Source organism: Pseudomonas sp. 43NM1 (assembly GCF_002836905.1).
Classification (GTDB): domain Bacteria; phylum Pseudomonadota; class Gammaproteobacteria; order Pseudomonadales; family Pseudomonadaceae; genus Aquipseudomonas; species Aquipseudomonas prosekii.
Genome location: NZ_MKGS01000150.1, coordinates 1 through 23,672 on the forward strand (window position 1 = coordinate 1; position 23,672 = coordinate 23,672).

The following is a 23,672-nucleotide window of genomic DNA, read 5'->3' on the forward strand; positions in this document are numbered from 1 at the left end:
GTTTCGCCGCGGCGGTTTTGGCAGCCGGTTTCGCAGCTGGTTTTGCGGCGGTTTTTGCAGGGACAGGCTTGGCTGCAGTTTTCGCGGCGGCCTTGGCTACAGGTTTCGCCGCAGCGGTTTTCGCGGCGGCTTTGGCAGCAGGTTTGGCAACTGCTTTGGCAGCGGCTTTGACCAGTGGCTTGGCAGCGGATTTGGCTGCCGGTTTCGCCGCAGCAGTTTTAGCAGCCGTAGCAGTTTTAGCGGCAGGTTTTGCAGCTGCGGTTTTGCTCGCAACTGGCGCAACCTTGGCGCCGGTGAGTTTCTCGATCTGCCGGGTCAGGGTATCGACCTTGCTGTGCAGTGCTTTCACTTCATTGCGGCTTGGAACACCGAGGCGCGAAATGGCGCTGTTCAGGCGCTTGTCGAAAGCACCTTCCAGTTCATCCCACTTGCCCAGTGCGCGATCTTTCACGCCGCTGATGCGCGACTTGGCAGAGGAAGCGGAATCCTTGGCGGAGTCGACTTTCTTGCCAACTGCACTTTTGGTGAGCTTCTCGGCTTTCTCGCCGTCTTTGACCAATGTATCGAAGAGCTTGCTGCCGTCAGTGTCGATCTTCGAGTACACGCCTAAACCAGCCAGCCAGATCTTGCGGGAGTAGTCTTCGACCTTCCCGATCCACGAGCTGCCTTCTTTGTCAGTATTCTTTTTACCAGCCATCCCGTTCTCCTTAAGATTTACGCGCGACGCGTTCGAGCAATGCCGTCAACTCATCGAGCTTAGCAGACAGTGTCTCAACGTCATGTTTAGACGGAATGCCGATACGATTCAAGGCACTTGCGACACGTGAGTCAAAAGCCTTTTCAACCTTGTCGAGTTGAACTTCGACCTTGCCTTTGAAAGTGTTCACTTCACTCTTGGCTTCATCGATCTCGGAGTTGGCCGCTTCAAGTTTTTCGGCAACTACTTTTTTGCCTTTGCTTTCAACAGTTTGACCAGCCTGGATCAACTCTTGAAAGTACTCGCTGCCCTCTTGGCCAACCTTGGTGTAGGCACCCAGGCCTGCCAGCCAGATCTTGCGGGCATACGATTTGACGTCGTGCAGAGCGTTAGTCGAGGAGTCGATTTTTTTCTTCAAAATAACTTTGGCCATGGTGCACCTCACGCGCAGAAGGTTTGAGGAACTGCCCGCGAAAGTGTCGGGCTCTGGCACAAAGTAGGCAGAAAAATTAGAAACGGCACCCTAACAACCGCAACATTTGCGTGCCGTGAAAACTGTAGGAGCGAGGCTTGCCCGCGAAGGCCGAATTCCTGCCATAGAAGAAGCAGCGAATGTACCGGCCTCTTCGCGAGCAAGCTTCGCTCCTACAGGTATTAGTCAGACCAGGGCCTTATCAAGGGCCTTTTCGATCTCTGATTTGATCGTGCCGCTCATGGCTGACATCAACAGGCCCAGCTCGACATCGACCTTGATCGAATCTTCGCCGACATGCACCGCGCCTTTCACGCCCGAGCGCTTGAGGTTCAGGGTGTCGCCGGACCATTGCGGCTCCAGGCCGTATTGCTCAGAGAGCTTCTTCGCCAGCAGGTCAGCCTTCTCGCGGGCCGCTTCCTTGCCCAGGTCGTGGGTACGTTCAACACTGATTCGGGCCATTGAATGACTCCTTCTATAGGGATACTTTCCTGAAGCATCTTGACCGCTGCTGCGGCAAAACGTCCCGGCGGTTCGACATCTTACCTTTAGGCACTCCAAGACAAAGCAGGCCACCGGGATTAGAATGTCCCGCATTCTCTTCTGGTGACAGCGATATGACTGATCAGCGCAAAGGCAGCGATGCCGAACCCACCACTCACTTCGGTTTCAAAAACGTTCCGGAAAGCCAAAAAGCGGAAAAAGTCGCTGAAGTTTTCCACTCGGTAGCCGCCAAGTACGACTTGATGAACGACCTCCTGTCGGGCGGCATGCACCGTTTGTGGAAGCGTTTCGCGATCGAACTCTCGGGCGTTCGCAGCGGCAACCGCGTGCTCGACATTGCCGGCGGCACCGGCGACCTGACCAAAAAATTCTCGCACCTCGTCGGCCCTACCGGCCACGTAGTGTTGGCCGACATCAACGAATCCATGCTCAAAGTCGGTCGCGACCGCCTGCTGGATCTGGGTGTCGCCGGCAACGTCGAATTCGTCCAGGCTGACGCTGAAAAGCTGCCGTTCCCGGACAACCATTTCGATTGCGTGACCATCGCTTTCGGCCTGCGCAACGTCACGCACAAGGAAGACGCCCTGCGTTCGATGCTGCGCGTGCTCAAGCCGGGCGGTCGCCTGCTGGTGCTGGAGTTCTCCAAACCGACCAACGCATTGATGTCCAAAGCCTACGACGCTTACTCGTTCGCCTTCATGCCGTTGATGGGCAAGCTGATCACCAACGATTCGGAAAGCTATCGTTACCTCGCCGAATCGATCCGCATGCACCCGAATCAGGAAACCCTGAAGTCGATGATGGTCGAGGCCGGTTTCGACCGAGTGACCTATCACAATATGACCGCAGGCATCGTTGCCCTGCACCGCGGCATCAAACCCTGATGCTGCTCGCCGGACTGCTCGCCAGCGTTGAACTCGGGATTAACCGGGTGCTGCGCCTCGACAGCACAGCGCTGCCGCGCCTCGCGCATTTGAGCGGCAAAGTGATTGCCGTCGATTGCCGCAGCCCGGCGCTGCAACTGTTTATCCTGCCCAGCGATGAAGGCCTGATGCTCGCCTCGCAGTGGGAAACCGGCGCCGATTGCACCTTGCGCGCACCGGCCGCCAGCCTGTTGAAACTGGCGACCAGCAAGGACAAGACTGCCGTGCTGCACGGCCCTGAAGTCGAACTCGACGGCGACAGCGGCGTGCTGCTGGACCTTGCGGCGATCCTTCAGGACCTCGAGCTGGACTGGGAGTACGAACTCTCGCGCTGGCTCGGTCCGGTGGCCACGCAACTGGTCGGCGGTCACCTGCGCAGCCGCGCACGCTTTTATCAACAAGGGTTCGCCAGCCTCAACCAGAACCTTGGCGAATACCTGGCCGAAGAATCGCGCACCCTCGTCGGTCAACGCGAAGCCGAAGCCCGTTTCAGTGAACTGGACCAGATCAAACTTGATCTGGAACGTCTTGAGGCGCGTTTCGAGCGCCTTTCCCGATCCCTCGACCCAAGCGATAACGCATGAAGCTGCTTGCCGTCCGCCGTTTGTTGCGCATCCAGCGCGTTGTGATCCGCTACCGCCTCGATGACCTGCTGTTCGCCCTGCCGCTGCCCTGGTTTCTGCTGGCGCTGCGCTATGCGTTGCCGTGGCGCTGGTTCCCGCGCAAGACCCTGGAACTGAGCCGTGGCGCGCGATTGCGCCTGGCGTTGCAGGACCTCGGGCCGATTTTCATCAAGTTCGGGCAAATTCTTTCCACGCGCCGCGACCTGCTGCCGGAAGACATCGCCGATGAGCTGATGATGCTGCAGGACCGCGTGCCGCCGTTCGACTCGCAAGTGTCGATCAAGTTGATCGAAGAGCAGCTCGGGAAAAAAATCAGCGAAGTCTTCAGCCGTTTCGACGTCGAACCGCTGGCCTCGGCCTCGGTGGCGCAGGTGCATGCCGCGCAGTTGAAAAGCGGCGAAGAAGTCGTGGTCAAAGTCATTCGTCCTGGCCTCAAACCGATCATTGCGCAGGATCTGGCGTGGCTGTTCATCCTCGCCCGCGCGGCTGAAAAGCTCTCCGCCGATGCACGCCTGCTGCACCCGGTGGACGTGGTTCTGGACTACGAAAAAACCATCTACGACGAACTCGACCTGCTGCGCGAAGCTGCCAACGCCAGTCAGTTGAAGCGCAATTTCGAAGGATCGCAGCTGCTGTATGTGCCGCAAGTCTACTGGGACTGGTGCCGGCCAAAAGTGCTGGTGATGGAGCGCATTTACGGGATTCAGGTGACGGACCTGGCGACGCTGGCCGACCAGCGCACCGACATGAAAATGCTCGCCGAACGTGGCGTCGAGATTTTCTTCACTCAAGTGTTCCGCGACAGTTTTTTCCATGCCGACATGCACCCCGGCAACATCTTCGTCAGCACCGTCAACCCGTGGAGCCCGCAGTACATTGCGATCGACTGCGGCATCGTCGGCAGCCTGACCCCGGAAGATCAGGATTATCTGGCGCGTAACCTGTTCGCGTTTTTCAAGCGTGATTATCGGCGTGTGGCGCAGTTGCACATCGATTCCGGTTGGGTGCCGGCGGAGACCAAACTGAATGAATTCGAAGCAGCGATCCGCACCGTCTGCGAACCGATCTTCGAAAAACCGTTAAAAGATATTTCCTTCGGCCAGGTGCTGATGCGCCTGTTCCAGACCGCGCGACGCTTCAACATGGAAGTGCAGCCGCAGTTGGTATTGCTGCAAAAAACCCTGCTGAACATCGAAGGCCTGGGCCGTCAGTTGTACCCGGACCTGGATTTGTGGAACACCGCGCAGCCGTTCCTCGAACGCTGGATGCGCGAGCGCGTCAGCCCGAAAACCCTGATCGGCAACGTGCAAAGCCAGTTCGAGCAACTGCCGCACCTGGCCAACATGGCCCGCGACCTGCTCGAACGCATGTCCCAGCCACACGCCTACGACCCACCGCCACCGTGGCATAAACGCAAGGACGACTGGTTCCTGCGGCTGCTCGGTTGCGCGCATCTGGGCGGCGGCGCGGTGCTCGCGGCGGGCGGCCCGCTGAATGAACTGGGGCATTGGCCGGCCGGTGTGATGGTGATTGTCGGTTTGTATCTGGTCGTGCGCCGATAGCCAGAGCCGGCACACGCTGGCACACTGTTTCAACGCCTGCCCGACTAATGAAGTGTCGGGCCGCTGTCGGAGTCGAAGATGAAAAACTGGCTGGACGAGATCAAATGGGACGCAGATGGCCTGGTGCCGGCGATTGCCCAGGATCACCAAACCGGGCGCGTGCTGATGATGGCCTGGATGAATCGCGAAGCGCTGGAACTGACTGCCGCCGAGAACCGTGCCATCTACTGGTCACGTTCGCGTGGCAAGTTGTGGCGCAAGGGTGAAGAGTCCGGCCACGTGCAAACCCTGCATGAGATGCGCCTCGACTGCGACGCCGACGTGATCATCCTGATGGTCGAGCAAATTGGCGACATCGCATGCCATACCGGTCGCCAAAGCTGCTTCTATCGCGTTTACGAGAACGGCGACTGGAAAACCGTCGACCCGGTCCTGAAAGACCCGCACTCCATTTATTCCGCAGGACACAGCCATGAGTGACACCCTGACCCGTCTGGCCGAAGTGCTGGAAGCGCGCAAAGGCGCGGCGGCCGACAGCTCGTATGTCGCCAGCCTGTATCACAAGGGTTTGAACAAGATTCTGGAGAAAGTCGGCGAAGAGTCGGTCGAAACGATTATTGCCGCCAAGGACGCCGCGATCAGCGGCGACTGCAGCGACGTGATCTACGAGACCGCCGACTTGTGGTTCCACAGCATGGTCATGCTCGCCCAACTGGGGCAGCATCCACAGGCTGTGCTCGATGAACTGGACCGTCGCTTCGGTCTGTCCGGACACGCCGAGAAAGCCTCGCGCCCGTCCGCCTGAACAACTATTTAGTATTTAGAGGAACAGCAACATGGGCATTTTTGACTGGAAACACTGGATCGTCATCCTGGTTGTCGTGGTGCTGGTGTTCGGCACCAAAAAACTGAAAAACCTCGGCACGGACGTCGGCGAGTCGATCAAGGGCTTTCGCAAAGCCATGAATGATGACGAAAAACCGGCCGATCCGACCGTGACCCCGGCGCAACCGGTGCCACCTGCGCAACCCACGGCCACTTCGCCGCTGAACCAGCCGCACACCATCGACGTGCAGGCGCAGAAAGTCGAAGAGCCGATCCGCAAAGACGTGTGAGCACTGACTAATGTTTGGTATCAGCTTCTCTGAACTGCTGCTCGTCGGCCTCGTGGCCCTGCTGGTGCTGGGCCCCGAGCGTCTGCCGGGTGCTGCGCGCACTGCTGGCCTGTGGGTCGGGCGGTTGAAGCGCAGTTTCAACGCGATCAAACAGGAAGTTGAACGTGAAATCGGTGCCGACGAGATTCGTCGGCAACTGCACAACGAACACATTCTGTCGCTGGAGCAGGAGGCGCGGAAGATTTTCACGCCGACCCAGCAGCAAGCCACGCCGGTCAAACCGGTCGAGCCGGTGCTGGAGCAGACCATTCACGCGCCGGGCACCGAATCCGTGCCAAGCATGGGCGGCGTCGAACCCGCGCCAGTGATTGACGCGCCAGCACCTGTTGCGCCCGCAGCACCTGAACAACCTGCTGCGCCTGCCGCCGCGCCGACCACGCCGGCACCTCACGACACTCCATTGCCGCCGCGAGCCCCATGAGCGATCTCCCTGAAAACGACCAGCACATGCCGCTGGTTTCGCACCTCACCGAGTTGCGTACCCGCCTGCTGCGCTGCGTAGCGGCGATTTTCATCATCTTCGCCGGGTTGTTCGCGTTCACCCAGCAGATCTACACCTTCGTCTCCACGCCGCTGCGCCAGTATCTGCCGGTCGGCGCGACGATGATTGCCACCGACGTGTCGTCGCCGTTCCTGACGCCGCTGAAGCTGACGATGATGGTGTCGCTGTTCCTCGCGATCCCGGTGATCCTGCATCAGATATGGGGTTTCATCGCGCCGGGCCTGTACAAACACGAGAAGCGCATCGCCGTGCCGTTGCTGGTCTCCAGCATCATGCTGTTCTATACCGGCATGGCCTTCGCCTATTACCTGGTGTTTCCGCTGATCTTCAAATTCTTCGCCGCCGCCACCCCGGCCGGTGTCGAAATGATGACCGACATCAGCAGCTACCTCGATTTCGTGATGACGCTGTTCTTTGCTTTCGGCGTCGCGTTCGAGATCCCGGTGGCCGTGGTGCTGCTGGTGTGGATCGGCGTGGTCGATGTCATCTATCTGAAGAAAATCCGCCCGTACGTGATCATCGGCTGCTTCGTCGTCGGCATGATCCTGACCCCGCCGGACATCTTCTCGCAGACCTTGCTGGCAGTGCCGATGTGGCTGCTGTTCGAGATCGGCATTATCTTCGGCAGCCTCATCAGCAAGCGTGGCGATCGACCGGAAGACCAGCCGGTTGACGATCACAACGACCAGCCGCCAGCGACCCAACCGTGAACCTGCTGCTCCTCGAAGAGGCCGATTTTATCGCGCCCGACCGCGTGGTCCTGGGTGATCGTCGGTTGACGCACATGCAGGAAGTGCATCGCTGCGAAGTCGGCGACAGCATGCGCGTCGGGCGAATCGGCGGATTGATGGGTTCGGCCGAGGTGTTGCGGCTGGAGGCCGGCGAAGCCGAATTGCGCGTGACCCTCGACCAATCGCCGCCGACCAAGCTGCCGTTGACCCTGGTGCTGGCGCTGCCACGGCCGAAAATGCTCCGTAGGGTGTTTCAGACTGTTGCGGCCATGGGTGTGCCGCGCATCGTGCTGGTGAACAGCTATCGCGTCGAGAAGAGCTTCTGGCAGACGCCGTTCCTCGAACCGGAGGCGATTCGTGAGCAATTGATCCTCGGCCTCGAACAGGCGCGCGACAGCGTGTTGCCGGAGGTGGTCATCGAGAAGCGCTTCAAGCCGTTTGTCGAAGACCGTTTGCCGGCCATTGCCGAGGGCACTTTGGGCCTGGTCGGGCATCCCGGTAACTACCCGCCCTGCCCGCGCGGTCTCGATGAACCGGTGACACTGGCGATTGGCCCGGAAGGTGGCTGGATTCCTTACGAGATCGAATTGCTGGGCAAATCCGGCCTGCAACCGGTGCAACTCGGCGAGCGCATCCTGCGCGTCGAAACCGCCGTCACCGCCCTGCTCGCCCGCCTCTTTTAACAACACACCCGCCTGCAATACACAAAACCTGTAGGAGCAAAGCTTGCTCGCGATAGCGGACTGCCAGTCAACTCATCTGTTGCCTGACACACCCATGTGGCGAGGGGGCTTGCCCCCGTTCGGCTGCGAAGCAGTCGCCAAACAGCCAAATGTGATGTGTTGGGGGAACCAGTGGCCGCTTCGCGCCCAAACGGGGGCAAGCCCCCTCGCCACAGGGCTACAGATTCCCAGCCTCGGGCCGATACATTCCTCATAAAACCAAAACGCCGTTCGTGGGGGAGTAGCAGCATGTACCGTTGGCTAGCCGAGAAGCTTGGAAACGTAAGCGTTAAACGCAAACTGGGTGTCGGCTTCGGTCTCGTCCTGCTCCTGACCTTGTTGATCGCCTTCACCGGCTGGACCGGGCTGACGGGTGTGATGAGCCGTGGCGACAAGCTCGGGTTCATTGCCAGCCTCAACGATATGACCAAAGACTTGCGCCTCGCCCGCCAGGAATACGAAACGCGTCGTGGCGAACAAGGCCCGGGCGCGGTCAACGAGATGCTCGGGCGCCTCGACGCCGGCCTGCAAACCGCGCGCAAGCTGATCGAACAACCGGCCGACGTGGCGATGATCGACCAGCAACTGGCCGCCGTCAGCGAGTACAAACAAGCGTTCAACGCCATGACCCAGGCCGCCGCCACCCGCGAAGACGCGCGCGGCAAGCTCGGCGCTACGGCCGACAATGCCGTGGCGAAAGTCGCTGAAGTCGAGAAATCCCTGCTCCAGGGCGAAAATGTCGCGCAATTCAACGCGGTGGTCGACCTGAGCAAACTGATCCAGCAAGCCCGCTTCCAGGTGCGCGGTTACACCTACAGCGCCAAGACTGAAGCCGAGCAACCGGCACTGGACGCCATCGACAACGCGCTGAAAAACATCGCCAGCCTGCCGACGCAACTGCCGGAGCAACTGACCGAACAGCACAACGCCAACCTGCAACAGGCCGCCGAATCACTGAAGGCTTATCGCGCCGCCGTCAGCCAGTTCCGCGACTCGCAAGTGGCCAACGCCGCTGCCCTCAAACGCATGGTCGCGCAAGGCGATGTGTTGCTCGACCTCAGTAAAAAACTCACCGTTTCGCAAACGGTGGTGCGTGACACCGATGCGGCGCAAGCCAAAACCCATTTGCTGATGGCGTCGATTCTGGCGCTGGTCGTCGGGCTGCTGGCGGCGTGGGCGATCACCCGGCAGATCGTGATTCCGCTGAGCGAAACCTTGAAAGTTGCCGAGCGCGTTGCCGCTGGCGACCTGACGCTCAACCTGATTTCCCAGCGTGAAGACGAACTCGGCCAATTGCAGCGCGCCATGCAAAGCATGACGTTGGGCCTGCGCGAGCTGATTGGCGGCATCAGCGATGGCGTTACGCAAATCGCCAGCGCGGCCGAAGAGTTGTCGGCGGTGACCGAGCAGACCAGCGCCGGGGTCAATAATCAGAAAATCGAAACCGATCAGGTCGCCACCGCGATGCACGAGATGACCGCCACTGTGCAGGAAGTCGCGCGCAACGCCGAGGAAGCCTCGGAAGCGGCGGCCGCTGCCGATCAACAGGCCCGTGAAGGTGACAAAGTGGTCGGCGAAGCCATCGCGCAGATTGAGCGCCTGGCCATCGAAGTCGGCAACTCCACGGCCGCCATGGGCGATCTGAAGCGCGAGAGCGACAAGATCGGCAGCGTGCTCGACGTGATCAAGTCGGTCGCGCAGCAAACCAACTTGCTGGCACTCAACGCCGCCATCGAGGCCGCGCGTGCCGGTGAGGCTGGACGCGGTTTTGCCGTGGTCGCCGATGAAGTGCGCAGCCTGGCTCAGCGCACGCAGAAGTCCACCGAGGAAATCGAAGAGTTGATCGTCGGCCTGCAAACCGGCACCCAGCAAGTCGCAACCATCATGGACAACAGCCGCAGCCTGACCGACAGCAGCGTCGAGCTGACCCGCCGCGCCGGTGGTTCGCTGGAAAGCATCACCCGCACAGTGTCGGCGATTCAGTCGATGAACCAACAGATCGCTGCAGCGGCCGAGCAACAGAGCGCCGTCGCCGAAGAGATCAACCGCAGCGTGCTGAACGTGCGCGACGTGTCCGAGCAGACCTCGGCGGCGAGCGAAGAGACAGCGGCGTCGAGCGTTGAACTGGCACGATTGGGCACGCATCTGCAGATGCTGGTGGGCAAGTTCAAGGTTTGAAACCGCGTCGCGCCGTTCGCGGGCAAGCCTCGCTCCTACAGGGTTGTGTGTACCACCTCAAAACTGTAGGAGCGAGGCTTGCCCGCGAAGGCGTCAGAACAGACGCCGAAGCTACAAAACCTGGCGCAAAAACGCCTGCGCCCGCGGATCCTTCGGAGCATCGAAGAACTCCGCTGGCGCGGCATCTTCGAGCAGTTTGCCGTGATCGAAGAACAGCACCCGATCCGCCACTTCCCGCGCGAAACCCATTTCATGCGTCACGCAGACCATGGTCATGCCTTCCACGGCCAGGGTTTTCATCACGTCCAGCACTTCGCCGACCATTTCCGGATCCAGCGCCGACGTCGGCTCATCAAACAGCATGACCTTCGGCTCCATCGCCAACGCCCGGGCAATCGCCACGCGTTGTTGCTGGCCGCCGGACAGGCGCGATGGAAACTCATTGGCCTTCTGCGCGATGCCGACCTTTTCCAGCAACGCCAAGGCCTTGGCCTCGCGCTCCTTTTTACCGCGCTTGCGCACGACTTTCTGCGCGAGGCAGAGGTTTTCCAGCACGGTCATGTGCGGGAACAGATTGAAATGCTGGAACACCATGCCGACTTCCCGGCGGTAGGCGTTGACGTCGGTTTTCGGGTCGGCCAGTTGCAGGCCGTCGATGCTCACCGAGCCCGAATCGAATTCTTCCAGGCCATTCAGGCAGCGCAGGAAAGTCGATTTGCCGGAACCGGACGGGCCGATCACCACCAGCACTTCGCCCCTGGCTACGTGCGTCGACACGTTATCCACCGCGCGCACCACTTGGCCACGGGTGTCGAAGACTTTTACCAGATCGCGGACTTCAATCACTTTGCGCGAGCCTCCGCTCAAGCCGGCTGGCAATTTTCGACAGCGGCAGGTTGATCAACAGGTACAACCCGGCCACGCAGAACAGGATTTCGAACGGCGAGAACGAGGTGGTGATGACTTCGCGACCGCTTTTCAGCAGCTCGGTAATCGCGATCACCGACACCAGCGACGTGTCTTTGACCAGACTGATGAACTGCCCGGCCAGCGGCGGCAGCACGCGTTTCAGCGCTTGCGGCAATACCACGTGACGCATCGACTGGCCGGCGCTCAGGCCCAGCGAGCGCGCCGCTTCGTTCTGCCCACGGGCGATCGACTGCACGCCAGAACGAATAATCTCGGCGACGTAAGCACCGGTGAACAGCGACAGCGCGGCGATCCCGGCGAACTCGCGGGACAGGTTCATCACGGTGCCGATGAAGAAGTAGAAAATGAAGATCTGCACCAGCAGCGGCGTGCCGCGCACCAGTTCGACATAAATGGTCGAGAGATCGCGCAGGGTCGGGTTGCTGGATAGACGACACAGGCCGGTGACCAGGCCGATCAGCAATCCAAGCACACCCGAGACCACCGATAACCACAACGTCGTCCACAAACCCCACAACAGCGGTCCGGCGGCCCAATGCCGGGTCACGCCGACGACGTCGCCCTCCGCCACGTCATCGCCCTGAGCCACTTGCAGGCTGTTTTCGTCGACCGTCAGGTGTTGTTCGTCGCCGGCGTCGTTGCGCAGGGTGACGTCGGCCTTATCGCCCTTGCGCACCAGTTCGCTGACGGTCGAGATGTCGGCGGCGCGCTGGGATTCTTCGGCGTGATAGGCGAAGTATTGCGGCACGCGGTTCCAGCGCCATTCGTAGGACATCAGCGAGGTGGCGTAATACAGCGCGCCGGCCAGGCCGATCAGCACCAGCACCGTCAGCAGGTGCCAGGGCCACAGGGCTTTTTTCTGTTTCATTGCAGGACTCTCAGATTCGCTCGTTCCCACGCAGAGCGTGAGAACGATCAGCGGTAAGGCTTATTCCATGTCCTTGAGCCAAGCGGTGTCTTTGAACCACTTGTCATGGATGCGATCGTAGGTGCCGTCTTCGTGGATCTGGTGCAGGAAGTTGTTGACGAAGTTGAGGCTGTCGTAATCGCCCTTCTTCAGGCCGAAGGCCAGTGGCTCATAGGTGAACGGCTTGTCGAGGAACACCAGTTTGCCGGCGCCGACCTTGTTCACTGCGACGACGTTGTACGGCGCGTCGTAGATGAAGGCATCGGCCTTGCCGTTGACCACGTCGAGCACGGCTTCCTGCTCATTGTCGTAGCCGTGGTACTTGGCTTTGGAGATCAGCTTTTTCGCGACCATTTCGCCGGTAGTGCCGAGCTTGGAAGTGATGCGGTACTGGTCGGTGTTCAGGTCTTTGTAGGTCTTGATCGTGCCTTCCAGCTCCTTGCGGATCAGCAAGGTCTGGCCGACAACGATGAACGGTTCGCTGAAGTTCAGGCGCAGGTTGCGTTCCTGGGTCAGGGTCATGCCGCTGCCGATCATGTCGAACTTGTCGGTCATCAGCGCCGGGATGATGCCGTCGTAGGCGGTGGAGACCAGCTCCAGTTTCACGCCCATGGCTTTGCTCATGGCTTTGAGGATGTCGACTTCGAAACCGATGATCTCGCCGCGCTTGTTGGTCATTTCGAACGGCATGTAGGTCGGGTCCATGCCGACTTTCAGCGTGCCGCGCTTGACCGCGTCATCGATGGCACCGGCCTGCGCCGCGTTGACTGCAACCAATGCCGTGACGCCGACCAGCAGCATCGAGAGATACTTCTTCATCATCAAGTCCCCAAAACCATTGCGTTGTGAGGCGCGCAATCGGCGGATTCCGCTGGGAAACCGCTCGATACGGACAGAAATCTGTCCGGGCGCACCAATTCGGGGACGGATGCTAACGCACTGGGGTGTTTGCACAAGTGTTTGGTTGGGATTTGTTGGCTAAGGGGCAGGAAATACCCTGCGGAGGAATGTGGGTGGCTGTTGGTTTTTTTAAACATTCAAGGGCCACCCCTCACCCCAGCCCTCTCCCCATAGGGGAGAGGGGGAAAGGGAGCAGATTGGGGGCTTTTCGAAACCTGAGTTCGGCTCGATATCTCAGGTCGATGTATGACGCAAGACACCTCGGTCATTCCCCTCGCCCCTTTGGGGAGAGGGGGAAAGGGAGCAGATCGGGGGCTTTTCGAAACCTGAGTTCGGCTCGATATCTCAGGTCGATGTATGACGCAAGACACCTCGATCAGTCCCCTCGCCCCTTTGGGGAGAGGGGGAAAGGGAGCAGATCGGGGGCTTTTCGAAACCTGAGTTCGACTCGATATCTCAGGTCGATGTATGAAGCAAGACACCTCGGTCAGTCCCCTCGCCCCTTTGGGGAGAGGGTTAGGGAGAGGGGTGGCTCTTGGGGTACACACACATCCAGAACACGCCACAAACAAAAAAAACCCCGCTTTCGCGGGGTTTTTCATTACGCCAACTGAGGCTGTGCGCTCAGTGGTTTAAGCGGCAGCAGCGGCGCGTGCGGATCGGCTTTCACCGATTGGCGCCAGGCTTGCAGCCACTCGGCGTGACCTTCGTTCCACACCTGCTCATGCAGACGACCCAAAGCCACCGGGTCGCTCAGCAGTTGCAGGCGATCATGGTTGTTCAGCCCGGCAGGGCCGACTTTCAACGCATGACGGACGCGTTCGACGCGCAACCACTCGATCGGCTCGGCCTGACCGTGACGCGAAGTCGCCAGCGAGCACGCCAGGGCGTTCTGCTGCGGATCGACCACGGCCCGAACGAAACCGTCGTTCAACGCGTGATAACGGTTTTCGTGGGTGTACTGATCGGTCGCGACCAGAGCCTGCGGCGGATTGTATTCCTCAGGAATCAGGAACAGCTTCGCATCGCGCGACTTCAGGCCCAGGCCGACACGGCTGGAAATCACCGACACCGGGATCGACAGCATCAGCGAACCGACGATCGGCACCAGCCACCAGAGGAAGCTCGGGTTCAGCCAGATCACCAGCAGTGCCCAGAAAAAGCCCAGCAACGTTTGCGGCCCGTGGCGCTTGACCGCCTCGCTCCATGGCGTCGAGTCGTCGTCACGTTGCGGCGAGTTCCAGGTCGCGGCCCAGCCGAGGAACGCGGCGAGGACGAAACGGGTGTGGAAGATCATCCGCACCGGCGCCAGCAACATCGAGAAGAGCATTTCCAGCAACATCGAAGACGTCACTTTGAACTTGCCGCCGAACTCTTTCGCGCCTTTGGCCCAGATCAGGATGATGCTCAGCAACTTCGGCAGGAACAACAGCACGACGGTCGTCGAGAACAGCGCGACGGCTTTGTCCGGGTGCCACTGCGGCCACAACGGATACAGCTGTCGCGGCTCCATGAAGTATTGCGGCTCCATCAGCGTGTTCACCGCCAACAGCGCGGTGGACAGCACCAGAAAGAAGAACCACAACGGCGCCGACAAGTAAGACATCACGCCGGTCAGGAACACCGCACGGTGCACCGGGTGCATGCCTTTGACCAGGAACAGCCGGAAGTTCATCAGGTTGCCGTGGCACCAGCGACGGTCACGCTTGAGTTCGTCGAGCAGGTTCGGCGGCAGTTCTTCGTAGCTGCCCGGCAAATCGTAGGCAATCCACACGCCCCAACCAGCACGGCGCATCAGCGCGGCTTCGACGAAGTCGTGGGACAGAATCGCCCCGGCAAAAGCACCTTTACCCGGCAACGGCGCGAGGGCGCAGTGCTCGATAAACGGCTTCATGCGGATGATTGCGTTGTGGCCCCAATAGTGCGATTCGCCCAGCTGCCAGAAGTGCAGGCCAGCGGTGAACAGCGGACCGTACACGCGGGTCGCAAATTGCTGCATCCGCGCATAAAGGGTGTCCATGCCCGACGCACGCGGCGCGGTCTGGATGATCCCGGCGTCCGGCGTGGCTTCCATCAAGCGCACCAGACTGGTCAGGCATTCGCCGCTCATCACGGAGTCCGCGTCGAGCACGACCATGTACTTGTAGTCGCCGCCCCAGCGACGGCAGAAGTCGTCAAGGTTGCCACTTTTACGTTTCACGCGACGGCGACGGCGACGATAGAAGATCTTGCCGAAGCCTTTGGCTTCGCGGCAGACGTCCAGCCAGGCTTGCTGCTCGGCAACGCAGATATCGGTTTCGTTACTGTCGCTGAGGACGAAGAAGTCGAAACGGTCGAGGTCACCCGTGGCCGCCACCGACTCGAACGTCGCGCGCAAACCGGCGAATACCCGCGGCACGTCTTCGTTGCAGATCGGCATCACCAGTGCGGTGCGTGCGTCCTTGGCAATCGGCTCGTTGCCGGCGCTTTTGCCGGAGATGCGGTATTTATCGTGACCGGTGAGCAACTCGAGGAAGCCCATCAGTGCAGTCCAGAAACCGGCGGAGACCCAGCAGAACAGAATCCCGAACAGAATCAGGATGCTGGTTTGCAGCGCATACGGCAGCACTTGCGTGATGGTTTGCAGGACCGGTTGGTGCAGGACTTCGTTGAGGTCGACGAACGACCAGCCCTGGTACGGCATGATGCCTTTCATGTACCAGCCGGCAACGATGGTCTGGCCGAGCATCAACACCAGCAGAATGTAACGGCGGATCGAACCGACGGTGCGCCAGCGCGCGGCCGGCAACACGTTCTCGTCCTTCGGCGGTGCCGGAGGGTTGGTGCGACCGGTCATCCGGCGCCAGCCACGCACCAGAATGTTGGTGCGCCACGGTTCCGGGACGACTTTGGTCCGACGAATCGGCGGAGTCGCCTTGAGCACAACGCGGCCACTGGCATCAACGGCGAGCATCTCCGCCTCTTCCAGTTCTTCCGCGCTGTTCAACAGCAGGCGTTTGCCCACCGAGGCCTGAGCCGCCTCGGCAGGTGCGTCGAACGTCGAGGACGACAGACGCTGGTGCAGTTCGCTAAAGGACTGGCAGCCCGCGAGTTCCGCGCGCTGCTGGTCGGTCATCGGTAAATGCGCCAGATACTCGGAAAGAGTCTCTGGCTGTACTTGAGAATTACTCATCGGCAGGCAACTGGTAGCTCCAGGTCTCGGTCAGGACTTGTTCAGTCGCTGTCGATTCCGGTGTGGCTGGGGCCGCGTCCGCAGCAGCAGGCTGCTTGGCGTCTTTGTTGTCCTTGTCCTTGTTCTGATCCTTGGCATCGGCAACCGGCTTGGCTTCAGCCTGTTTGGCGTCAACCTGCTTGGCGTCCTTGGCTTCTTTGTCCGCTTTCTCCTGCTGCTTGGCGGCGACTTTGTCGGCCTTGGCAACGGAGGAATTGGAGGCTGGGAGCGAGGTCTTGGCGAGGTCTTCAGGCACGATGTTCTCGACCAGCGCGGCACGCATTTCGGTGGCCTTGCTCGGGTCTTTGATCTTCATGCGCAGGGTCAGACGCCAGCCTTTGGTGTCGGGGTTGTAACGCACGCTGTTTTCGACCAGTTCGGCGTTGTCGCCAACACTGACCTGGCTGCGCACGTCAGCGGTTTCCGGCAATGCGGCCAGCGACGGACCTTCGAAGTCGACCAGATAGGCAACGCTGCCATCCGGCTGACGAATCAGGTTGGACTGCTTGACGTCGCCGGTGGAACGCAGGGTCTGTTTGACCCAGGCGCTGTCCGGTGCGTGCAGGGCAGCTTCGTCGATGGTCCAGTGCATGCGATAAGCGACATCCAGCGGCTGGCCTGGCTCAGGCAGTTTTTCCGGGCTCCAGAAAGCCACGATGTTGTCGTTGGTTTCGTCGGCAGTCGGGATTTCCACCAGATCGACCGAACCCTTGCCCCAATCGCCTTTTGGCTCGATCCAGGCACTTGGGCGCTTGTCGTAGCGGTCGTCGAGGTCTTCGTAGTGGCTGAAGTCACGACCACGTTGCAGCAGACCGAAGCCGCGCGGGTTCTCGATGCCGAAATTGCTCACCGACAGGTGTTTCGGGTTGTTCAGTGGACGCCAGATCCACTCGCCGTTGCCGGCATGGATCGACAGACCGCTGGAGTCGTGCAGTTCGCGACGGTAGTTGAGCACTTTCGACGGCTGGTTGGCGCCGAACAGGAACATGCTGGTCAGCGGCGCAACGCCGAGCTTGGTGACTTTGTCACGCAGGAACATCTGCGCTTTGACGTCGACCACGGTGTCGCTGCCTGGACGCAGGGTCAGGCGATAAGCACCGGTAGCGCGCGGGGAATCGAGCAGCGCAAAGATCACCAGGTGCTTGTCACCCGGTTTTGGCTGTTGAATCCAGAATTCGGTGAAACGCGGGAATTCTTCGCCGGACGGCAATGCGGTATCGATGGCCATGCCGCGAGCGGACAAGCCATAGGTGTGACCCTTGCCGACAACGCGGAAGTAACTCGCGCCGAGCATGGTCATGATTTCGTCTTGTTTGTCAGCCTTGTTGATCGGGTACAGCACACGGAAACCGGCATAACCCAGTTGTTCGGTGGCTTTAGGATCGAACTGCACGTCGCCGAAATCGAAACGACTTGGGTCGTATTTGATTTCCTGGACGGTGCTGGCCGTGATTTCGTTGATTTTCACCGGGGTATCGAAGTGCATGCCCTGGTGATAGAACGAAAGTTTGAACGGAGTCTTCTGATCGGCCCACTCGGCTTTTTCAGTGCGGAAACGAATTTTCTGATAGTCCGCGAATTTCATTTCGCGGAATTCGTTCGGCAGGTTACTGCGCGGGGCTTCGTATTTCTGCCCGGCCAGCTCTTTCGCCTTGACCGACACATCATCCAGATTGAATGCCCAAAGCTGACCGGCGCTAAACAGGCAGAGCAGTGCAGAGCCCGCTACCAGAGCGCTTCGGAACCGTTTGGCAGACAATTTTGGTGCATTACAGGGACTAACAATCACGAGCAACCCTCGCCGAAAACAGATCAAAAAACCAACGGCCAGCTATCTATATGCCAGGTTGGCGAGCAATGTTCCGACTCCCGTGGGGCAAAATGATTCCCCAACAGGTTCCGGGCAAGGCTCTACCTAAGTCAAATGGGCCAACGAACGCTGATCCCCGTAGCGCGCGATTATCTAGTAGGCCGCGTTACAACGCATCAGGGGTAACAAAGTATTTATCGCGAAAAACCCCTGTTTTCAGTCGAAATGCCCTTAAAAACATGTTTCAGGGCCTTTCAGGACTGTAACAGGAAGGTAACCGGGCCATCATTGACCAGATGCACCTGCATATCCGCGCCGAATCTACCTGATGCCACAGTGCCATGCATGACTTTCGCTTTGCCTAATAGATAGTCGAAAAGTTCTTCACCGAGGGCCGGAGTCGCCGCCGTCGAAAAACTCGGGCGCAAGCCGCTCTTGGTGTCAGCCGCCAAGGTGAACTGCGAGACCAGCAGCAGGCCACCGTCGACATCCTTCAGGGACAGATTCATCTTGCCGTCAGCGTCACTGAACACACGATAGTTAAGCAGCTTATGCAGAAGTTTGTCGGCGCTGGCCCGAGTGTCGCCGGGCTCGACGGCGACCAGCACCAGCAAACCCTGGTCCACCGCGCCCACCACTTCCCCCGCTACCTCGACGCGCGCGCCGCGCACCCGTTGCAGCAGACCCTTCATGCTTCTTCTGGCGGCAAGTCGAGCAAACGCCGGGCCATCTGACCAGCGGCGCGCACCAAGGCATCGGTGATACCCGGTTCCGAGGCGGCGTGGCCGGCATCGCGGATCACCTGCAGTTCGCTGTTCGGCCAGTTCTGGTGCAATTCCCAGGCGTTATCCAGCGGGCAGATCACGTCGTAACGGCCATGCACGATGACGCCCGGCAGATGCGCAATCTTGCCCATATCGCGGATCAACTGGTTTGGTTCGAGGAAGGCTTTGTTGGTGAAGTAGTGACATTCGATGCGCGCGATCGACAAGGCGCGTTGCGGCTCGGAGAAGCGATCGACCACCAGCGGATTCGGCCGCAAGGTCGCGGTCCGCCCTTCCCACGTCGACCAGGCCTTGGCGGCGTGCATCTGCGCGATCTGGTCATTGCCGATCAGGCGTTTGTGGAAAGCCGTGAGTAAGTCGTCGCGCTCGTCCAGCGGGATCGGCGCGATGTAGTCCTGCCAGTAATCGGGGAACAGACGGCTGGCGCCAGCCTGGTAGAACCACTCGATTTCCTGCGGCCGGCAGAGAAAGATCCCACGCAGGATCAAGCCATGCACGCGCTCCGGGTGAGTCTGCGCGTAGGCCAGCGCCAGGGTCGAACCCCAGGAGCCGCCGAACAGCACCCATTTCTCGATGTTCAGGTGTTTGCGAATGCGCTCGAGGTCTTCGACCAGATCCCAGGTGGTGTTGTTTTCCAGGCTGGCGTGCGGCGTGGAGCGACCGCAGCCGCGCTGGTCGAAGGTGACAATGCGATACAGATTCGGATCGAAAAACCGCCGGCTCTGCGCATCACACCCGGCGCCGGGGCCGCCGTGGATGAACACGACGGGCAAACCTTCCGGCGTACCGCTTTCGTCGACGTACAGCGTGTGGGTTTTATCGACGGCCAGATCGTGCCGGGCGTAGGGTTTGATCTGCGGGTACAAAGTCTGCATTGCACGCTCCGTATAGGGTCGAGGTCATCCCTGCTGGGGACTTCAATTATTCTGCCGTCCGGCATCATAAACCCGAATTACGCCAATGAGCATGCCCTTGCAACCTCAGAGTCTGTCAGCCGCAAACCCGACCGGCAATTCGCCCCGCCGACATCCCCGCAGGTGCTGCCGACGGTCGTGATCCGGCACCGTCATGCGGCGAATTTTTTCTGCCCCCAAGCCACGAACGCTTCGAGCAATTGCTTGAGCACCACCTGCGTCGGCTCGGCCAGGTCCGGGCGATAGCGGAACGGTTCGAATTCTTCCATGTAGGTGCACTGGCACAGTTCCAGTTGCACCGCGTGGATGTTCTCGGCCGGGTTGCCGTAATGCCGGGTGATGTGGCCGCCCTTGAAACGCCCGTTCAGCACATGGCTGTAATCGCTGTACTTGGCGCAGATGGCTTCCATTTGCGCGGCCAATTGCGGGTCGCAACTCGCACCATTGAAGGTGCCGAGATTGAAGTCCGGCAGTTTGCCGTCGAACAAATGCGGGATCACCGAACGGATCGAGTGCGCGTCAAACAACAGCGCATAGCCGAACTCGGCTTTGAGGCGCGCCAGTTCATCCTGCAACGTGCGGTGGTATGGCGCCCAGATGTGCTCCAGATAAGTCGCGCGCTCGGCCGCCGACGGTGCCATGCCCTCTTGAAACAGAGGAATGCCGTCGAACAGGATCGACGGAAACAGGCCCGTGGTGGCGCCGACGTACATCGGTTTGTCGTCGGACGGCCGGTTGAGGTCAATGACGAACCGCGAGTATTCGGCGGCCAGGGTGCTGGCGCCCAGCTCGGTGGCGAACTGGTAAAGCTGCGGAATGTGCCAATCGGTGTCCGGAAGACTGCGCGCATCGGCGATCAATCCGGCCTCGACCACCGGGGTCAGGCGCAGGCCGGCGTGGGGCATGCTGATCAGCAGCGGCACGCGACCTTGTTTGAAATGCAGAACTTTATCCACGAGTGCTCTCCTGAAGATTTGTTTCTACGCCGTGACGCACGACGCGTTTTTCCAGGTCGCCGCCCAGCCAATAACAAAGGTCGGCGGGACGATCAATCTGCCACGCGACAAAATCGGCGACTTTGCCGACTTCCAGCGAACCGTGGGTGTCGGCCATGCCCAGTGCGGTGGCGGCATGAATCGTCGCGCCGGCCAGGGCTTCTTCCGGGGTCATGCGGAAACAGGTGCACGCCATGTTCAACATCAGGCGCAATGACAACGCGGGCGAGGTGCCGGGATTGAGGTCGCTGGCGATAGCGATTTTGACTTTGTGTTTGCGCAACGCGTCCATCGGCGGCAATTGGGTTTCGCGCAGAAAGTAGAACGCGCCGGGCAGCAACACCGCGACGGTGCCGGATTCGGCCATGGCGATCGCATCGCTTTCGTCCATGAATTCCAGATGATCGGCGGACAGTGCGTGATATCGCGCGGCGAGGCTCGAACCGTGCAGCGACGACAGCTGTTCGGCGTGCAGTTTGACCGGCAAACCAAGCGCTTGCGCGGTGATGAACACACGCTCGACTTGCGCCGGCGAGAACGCCAGGTATTCGCAGAACGCATCTACCGCGTCGACCAATCCTTCGGCGGCCAATGCCGGGAGCATTTCGGCGCAGATGTGCTCGATGTAGGCGTCGGTGCGATCGGCGTATTCCGGCGGCAAGGCGTGGGCGGCCAGGCAGGTGCTGCGCACGCTGACCGGCAATTCGGCGCCGAGGCGACGGATAACGCGCAGGATCTTGCGTTCGCTGGCGAGGTCGAGGCCGTAGCCGGATTTCATCTCGACCGTGGTTACGCCGTCGCGCAGCAGGCTTTTCAAACGTTTGGCGGCGCTGGCGAACAACTCGTCTTCGGTCGCCGCGCGGGTGGCGCGCACGGTGCTGGCAATGCCGCCACCGGCCGCAGCGATTTCTGCGTAGCTGACGCCTTGCAGACGTTGTTCGAATTCGCCGCTGCGGTTACCGCCGAACACCGTGTGGGTGTGGCAGTCGATCAGGCCCGGCGTGACCCAGGCCCCGTGCAAATCGTTGACCGCCGGGTATTCGCCGGACGGCAGTTCAGCGCGCGGGCCGATCCACTCAATGTGCGCACCGGACGTCACGATGGCCGCATCCTCGATGATCGAGTAGACGCCTTGCGCCATGGTCGCGACGTGGCAGTGTTGCCAGAGTGTTTTCATTGTTGGGGTCTCCGTTGGTTGTTGGTTTTTACGGGGTGTCATGGAGATTGACCCCTCACCCTAACCCTCTCCCCAAAGGGGCGAGGGGACTGACCGAGTTGTTCTTTCGAGCGACATCGACCTGGAATATCGAGCCGAACTCAGGCCTTGAAAAGCTTGAAGATCGGCTCCCTTTCCCCCTTTCCCCAAAGCGGCGAGGGGACTGACCGAGTTGTTTGTTCGGCTTACTGCGACCTGAAATCGAAAGTCGAATTCAAGTTTTGAAAAGCATGGAGATCGGCTCCCTTTCCCCCTCTCCCCTCTGGGGAGAGGGTTGGGGTGAGGGGTGGTTTTCAAACACGCCGAAAATCCCCCTCAAGTACTTACAGGCTCGGCAAAAACTTCGCCGACACCAGCTCGTTCAGGCAGCGCGTGGCCAGCAACTCGCTCGCGGCGTTGATGTCCGGCGCAAAGAAGCGGTCCTTCTCGTAGAACGGCACTTCTTTACGCAAAATCGCCCGCGCCTTTTCGAGTTTTTCCGAGGTTTTCAAACCCGCGCGCAGGTCCAGGCCCTGACACGCCGCCAGCCATTCCACCGCCAGCACGCCGCGGGTGTTTTCGGCCATTTCCCACAAACGCTTGCCGGCCGCCGGGGCCATCGACACGTGGTCTTCCTGGTTCGCCGAGGTCGGCAGGCTGTCCACCGAATGCGGATGCGACAACGCTTTGTTCTCGCTCGCGAGTGCGGCGGCCGTGACCTGGGCAATCATGAAACCGGAATTCACCCCGCCATTCGCCACCAGGAATGGCGGCAACTGCGACATGTGCTTGTCCATCATCAGCGAGATCCGGCGCTCGCTCAGCGAACCGATTTCGGCAATCGCCAACGCCATGTTGTCAGCGGCCATTGCCACTGGTTCGGCGTGGAAGTTACCGCCGGAAATCACATCGCCTTCAGCGGCAAACACCAGCGGGTTATCGGACACCGCGTTGGCTTCGACGGCCAATACTTCGGCCGCCTGACGGAACTGGGTCAGGCAGGCGCCCATGACTTGCGGCTGGCAGCGCAGCGAGTACGGGTCCTGAACCTTGTCGCAATTCTGATGCGAGTCGGAGACTTCACTGCGCTCGCCCAACAAATCCCGGTAAGCGGCGGCAGCGTCGATCTGGCCCTTCTGCCCGCGCGCGGCGTGAATGCGCGCATCGAACGGCGAGCGCGAGCCCAATACCGCTTCAACGGTCAGCGCACCCAACGCCAGCGCACCGGCGAACAGATCCTCGCCTTCAAACAAGCCGCGCAACGCATAAGCGGTCGACACCTGCGTGCCGTTGAGCAGCGCCAGGCCTTCTTTCGCGGCGAGGGTCAGCGGCGTCAGACCGGCGACTTTCAGCGCTTCGGTGGCTTCCAGCCACTCGCCTTTGTAGCGCGCCTTGCCTTCGCCCAGCAGCACCAGCGACATGTGCGCCAACGGCGCCAGATCACCCGAGGCACCGACCGAACCTTTCAGCGGAATGTGCGGATACACCTCGGCGTTGATCAGCGCCAGCAGCGCGTCGATGACCACTCGGCGAATGCCCGAATAACCACGGCTGAGGCTGTTGACCTTGAGCACCATGACCAGCCGCACCAGCGCGTCACTGATCGGCTCGCCGACACCGGCGGCGTGCGACAGCACCAGCGAGCGCTGCAAATTTTCCAGGTCTTCGCTGGCAATGCGCGTCGAGGCCAGCAGGCCAAAACCGGTGTTGATGCCGTACGCGGTGCGGCTCTCGGCGAGGATTTGTTCCACGCACGCCACGCTGGCTTCGATCTGCGCCGAGGCGCTGCTGTCGAGGCTGATCTTGACCGGCTGCTGATAAATATCACGCAGTTGGGCGAGGCTCAGTTGGCCTGGAATCAAATTTAGCTCAGTCACTTTTGTTCTCCTTTTGTGAGGTTTTCTTCTTTTATAAAGAAGAGTACTGACCAGTCGCT

Annotated in this window: 23 protein-coding genes and 1 pseudogene; 11 read left to right on the forward strand and 13 right to left on the reverse strand. The window is 60.3% G+C overall.

From position 1 onward, the window contains the following. The 3 genes from BI292_RS16790 to BI292_RS16800 form a co-directional block, all read right to left on the reverse strand. A partial coding sequence (locus BI292_RS16790; protein WP_101208527.1) for a phasin family protein occupies window positions 1-697 on the reverse strand: 697 nt, incomplete at its 3' end. Window positions 698-707: 10 nt separating this feature from the next. Continuing rightward, the gene (locus BI292_RS16795; protein WP_101208528.1) at window positions 708-1,130 is read right to left on the reverse strand and encodes a phasin family protein; all 423 of its coding nucleotides are present in this window, start codon (window positions 1,128-1,130) and stop codon (window positions 708-710) included. 225 nt (window positions 1,131-1,355) lie between these two features. Next, the gene (locus BI292_RS16800; protein WP_101208529.1) at window positions 1,356-1,631 is read right to left on the reverse strand and encodes a polyhydroxyalkanoic acid system family protein; all 276 of its coding nucleotides are present in this window, start codon (window positions 1,629-1,631) and stop codon (window positions 1,356-1,358) included. A 155-nt stretch (window positions 1,632-1,786) separates the two neighbouring features. Here BI292_RS16800 and ubiE point away from each other — a divergent pair, with 155 nt between their 5' ends. From ubiE to BI292_RS29510, 11 genes and pseudogenes are all read left to right on the forward strand, one after another. After that, a complete protein-coding gene (ubiE, locus tag BI292_RS16805) occupies window positions 1,787-2,557 on the forward strand; it encodes a bifunctional demethylmenaquinone methyltransferase/2-methoxy-6-polyprenyl-1,4-benzoquinol methylase UbiE (RefSeq protein ID WP_092274543.1) in 771 nt (256 codons plus the stop codon). Beyond that, window positions 2,557-3,180, forward strand: coding sequence for an SCP2 domain-containing protein (locus BI292_RS16810; RefSeq protein WP_092274546.1), 624 nt, complete (start codon window positions 2,557-2,559; stop codon window positions 3,178-3,180). Before ubiE ends, BI292_RS16810 begins: the two co-directional genes overlap by 1 nt. Beyond that, window positions 3,177-4,781, forward strand: coding sequence for a ubiquinone biosynthesis regulatory protein kinase UbiB (gene ubiB, locus BI292_RS16815; protein WP_101208530.1), 1,605 nt, complete (start codon window positions 3,177-3,179; stop codon window positions 4,779-4,781). Before BI292_RS16810 ends, ubiB begins: the two co-directional genes overlap by 4 nt. A 78-nt stretch (window positions 4,782-4,859) precedes the next feature. Beyond that, window positions 4,860-5,261 carry a phosphoribosyl-AMP cyclohydrolase gene (hisI, locus tag BI292_RS16820; protein ID WP_092274551.1) on the forward strand — a complete coding sequence of 134 codons (402 nt, stop codon included), beginning with the start codon at window positions 4,860-4,862 and terminating at the stop codon, window positions 5,259-5,261. Then, the gene (locus tag BI292_RS16825) at window positions 5,254-5,586 is read left to right on the forward strand and encodes a phosphoribosyl-ATP diphosphatase (RefSeq protein ID WP_008025232.1); all 333 of its coding nucleotides are present in this window, start codon (window positions 5,254-5,256) and stop codon (window positions 5,584-5,586) included. Before hisI ends, BI292_RS16825 begins: the two co-directional genes overlap by 8 nt. A 31-nt stretch (window positions 5,587-5,617) precedes the next feature. Continuing rightward, window positions 5,618-5,896, forward strand: a complete 279-nt coding sequence (locus BI292_RS16830; RefSeq protein WP_101208531.1) for a twin-arginine translocase TatA/TatE family subunit — start codon at window positions 5,618-5,620, stop codon at window positions 5,894-5,896. Between the two features lie 10 nt (window positions 5,897-5,906). Then, window positions 5,907-6,377, forward strand: coding sequence for a Sec-independent protein translocase protein TatB (tatB, locus tag BI292_RS16835; RefSeq protein ID WP_092274556.1), 471 nt, complete (start codon window positions 5,907-5,909; stop codon window positions 6,375-6,377). Continuing rightward, complete coding sequence (gene tatC, locus BI292_RS16840; protein WP_092274559.1) at window positions 6,374-7,168, forward strand: twin-arginine translocase subunit TatC; 795 nt, start codon at window positions 6,374-6,376, stop codon at window positions 7,166-7,168. Before tatB ends, tatC begins: the two co-directional genes overlap by 4 nt. Next, a complete protein-coding gene (locus BI292_RS16845; RefSeq protein WP_101208532.1) occupies window positions 7,165-7,872 on the forward strand; it encodes a 16S rRNA (uracil(1498)-N(3))-methyltransferase in 708 nt (235 codons plus the stop codon). Before tatC ends, BI292_RS16845 begins: the two co-directional genes overlap by 4 nt. A gap of 288 nt (window positions 7,873-8,160) precedes the next feature. Further along, window positions 8,161-9,231, forward strand: a pseudogene (locus BI292_RS29505) (methyl-accepting chemotaxis protein); the annotation flags it as partial. A gap of 144 nt (window positions 9,232-9,375) precedes the next feature. Continuing rightward, entirely contained in the window at window positions 9,376-10,089 is a 714-nt protein-coding gene (locus BI292_RS29510) for a methyl-accepting chemotaxis protein (protein WP_371918737.1), read from the forward strand. A 111-nt stretch (window positions 10,090-10,200) separates the two neighbouring features. Here BI292_RS29510 and BI292_RS16855 read toward each other — a convergent pair whose 3' ends face one another. The 10 genes from BI292_RS16855 to hutH all read right to left on the reverse strand — a co-directional run bounded on the left by BI292_RS16855 (window position 10,201) and on the right by hutH (window position 23,613). Then, complete coding sequence (locus tag BI292_RS16855; protein WP_101208534.1) at window positions 10,201-10,935, reverse strand: amino acid ABC transporter ATP-binding protein; 735 nt, start codon at window positions 10,933-10,935, stop codon at window positions 10,201-10,203. After that, window positions 10,928-11,887, reverse strand: coding sequence for an amino acid ABC transporter permease (locus BI292_RS16860; RefSeq protein ID WP_092274572.1), 960 nt, complete (start codon window positions 11,885-11,887; stop codon window positions 10,928-10,930). The genes BI292_RS16855 and BI292_RS16860 overlap by 8 nt, the downstream gene beginning before the upstream one ends. A 60-nt stretch (window positions 11,888-11,947) precedes the next feature. Next, window positions 11,948-12,745 carry a transporter substrate-binding domain-containing protein gene (locus tag BI292_RS16865; RefSeq protein WP_101208548.1) on the reverse strand — a complete coding sequence of 266 codons (798 nt, stop codon included), beginning with the start codon at window positions 12,743-12,745 and terminating at the stop codon, window positions 11,948-11,950. Between the two features lie 682 nt (window positions 12,746-13,427). Further along, window positions 13,428-15,998: a glucans biosynthesis glucosyltransferase MdoH gene (gene mdoH, locus BI292_RS16870; protein WP_092274575.1), complete on the reverse strand. Its 2,571-nt coding sequence runs from the start codon at window positions 15,996-15,998 to the stop codon at window positions 13,428-13,430. Next, window positions 15,991-17,826 carry a glucan biosynthesis protein G gene (locus BI292_RS16875; RefSeq protein WP_092274578.1) on the reverse strand — a complete coding sequence of 612 codons (1,836 nt, stop codon included), beginning with the start codon at window positions 17,824-17,826 and terminating at the stop codon, window positions 15,991-15,993. Before BI292_RS16875 ends, mdoH begins: the two co-directional genes overlap by 8 nt. A gap of 275 nt (window positions 17,827-18,101) precedes the next feature. Beyond that, a complete protein-coding gene (gene dtd, locus BI292_RS16880; RefSeq protein ID WP_092274581.1) occupies window positions 18,102-18,539 on the reverse strand; it encodes a D-aminoacyl-tRNA deacylase in 438 nt (145 codons plus the stop codon). Next, window positions 18,536-19,507 (reverse strand): prolyl aminopeptidase, encoded by a 972-nt coding sequence (gene pip / locus BI292_RS16885; protein WP_092274584.1) that lies wholly within the window; start codon window positions 19,505-19,507, stop codon window positions 18,536-18,538. Before pip ends, dtd begins: the two co-directional genes overlap by 4 nt. Window positions 19,508-19,698: 191 nt before the next feature. Then, entirely contained in the window at window positions 19,699-20,502 is an 804-nt protein-coding gene (hutG, locus tag BI292_RS16890; protein ID WP_092274587.1) for an N-formylglutamate deformylase, read from the reverse strand. Then, window positions 20,495-21,718 carry an imidazolonepropionase gene (gene hutI / locus BI292_RS16895; protein WP_101208535.1) on the reverse strand — a complete coding sequence of 408 codons (1,224 nt, stop codon included), beginning with the start codon at window positions 21,716-21,718 and terminating at the stop codon, window positions 20,495-20,497. Before hutI ends, hutG begins: the two co-directional genes overlap by 8 nt. A gap of 362 nt (window positions 21,719-22,080) precedes the next feature. Beyond that, the gene (hutH, locus tag BI292_RS16900; RefSeq protein WP_101208536.1) at window positions 22,081-23,613 is read right to left on the reverse strand and encodes a histidine ammonia-lyase; all 1,533 of its coding nucleotides are present in this window, start codon (window positions 23,611-23,613) and stop codon (window positions 22,081-22,083) included. Window positions 23,614-23,672: the final 59 nt, after the last annotated feature.

Excerpts from the sequence above, each read along its gene's own strand:
- BI292_RS16825 (WP_008025232.1), top strand. The coding sequence starts at position 5,254 with ATGAGTGACACCCTGACCCGTCTGGCCGAAGTGCTGGAAGCGCGCAAA.
- ubiE (WP_092274543.1), top strand. The coding sequence starts at position 1,787 with ATGACTGATCAGCGCAAAGGCAGCGATGCCGAACCCACCACTCACTTC.
- BI292_RS16800 (WP_101208529.1), bottom strand. The coding sequence starts at position 1,631 with ATGGCCCGAATCAGTGTTGAACGTACCCACGACCTGGGCAAGGAAGCG.
- hutI (WP_101208535.1), bottom strand. The coding sequence starts at position 21,718 with ATGAAAACACTCTGGCAACACTGCCACGTCGCGACCATGGCGCAAGGC.
- BI292_RS16830 (WP_101208531.1), top strand. The coding sequence starts at position 5,618 with ATGGGCATTTTTGACTGGAAACACTGGATCGTCATCCTGGTTGTCGTG.
- mdoH (WP_092274575.1), bottom strand. The coding sequence starts at position 15,998 with ATGAGTAATTCTCAAGTACAGCCAGAGACTCTTTCCGAGTATCTGGCG.
- BI292_RS16860 (WP_092274572.1), bottom strand. The coding sequence starts at position 11,887 with ATGAAACAGAAAAAAGCCCTGTGGCCCTGGCACCTGCTGACGGTGCTG.
- dtd (WP_092274581.1), bottom strand. The coding sequence starts at position 18,539 with ATGAAGGGTCTGCTGCAACGGGTGCGCGGCGCGCGCGTCGAGGTAGCG.
- ubiB (WP_101208530.1), top strand. The coding sequence starts at position 3,177 with ATGAAGCTGCTTGCCGTCCGCCGTTTGTTGCGCATCCAGCGCGTTGTG.
- BI292_RS29510 (WP_371918737.1), top strand. The coding sequence starts at position 9,376 with ATGCACGAGATGACCGCCACTGTGCAGGAAGTCGCGCGCAACGCCGAG.
- BI292_RS16810 (WP_092274546.1), top strand. The coding sequence starts at position 2,557 with ATGCTGCTCGCCGGACTGCTCGCCAGCGTTGAACTCGGGATTAACCGG.
- hisI (WP_092274551.1), top strand. The coding sequence starts at position 4,860 with ATGAAAAACTGGCTGGACGAGATCAAATGGGACGCAGATGGCCTGGTG.
- tatB (WP_092274556.1), top strand. The coding sequence starts at position 5,907 with ATGTTTGGTATCAGCTTCTCTGAACTGCTGCTCGTCGGCCTCGTGGCC.
- BI292_RS16795 (WP_101208528.1), bottom strand. The coding sequence starts at position 1,130 with ATGGCCAAAGTTATTTTGAAGAAAAAAATCGACTCCTCGACTAACGCT.
- tatC (WP_092274559.1), top strand. The coding sequence starts at position 6,374 with ATGAGCGATCTCCCTGAAAACGACCAGCACATGCCGCTGGTTTCGCAC.
- pip (WP_092274584.1), bottom strand. The coding sequence starts at position 19,507 with ATGCAGACTTTGTACCCGCAGATCAAACCCTACGCCCGGCACGATCTG.
- BI292_RS16865 (WP_101208548.1), bottom strand. The coding sequence starts at position 12,745 with ATGAAGAAGTATCTCTCGATGCTGCTGGTCGGCGTCACGGCATTGGTT.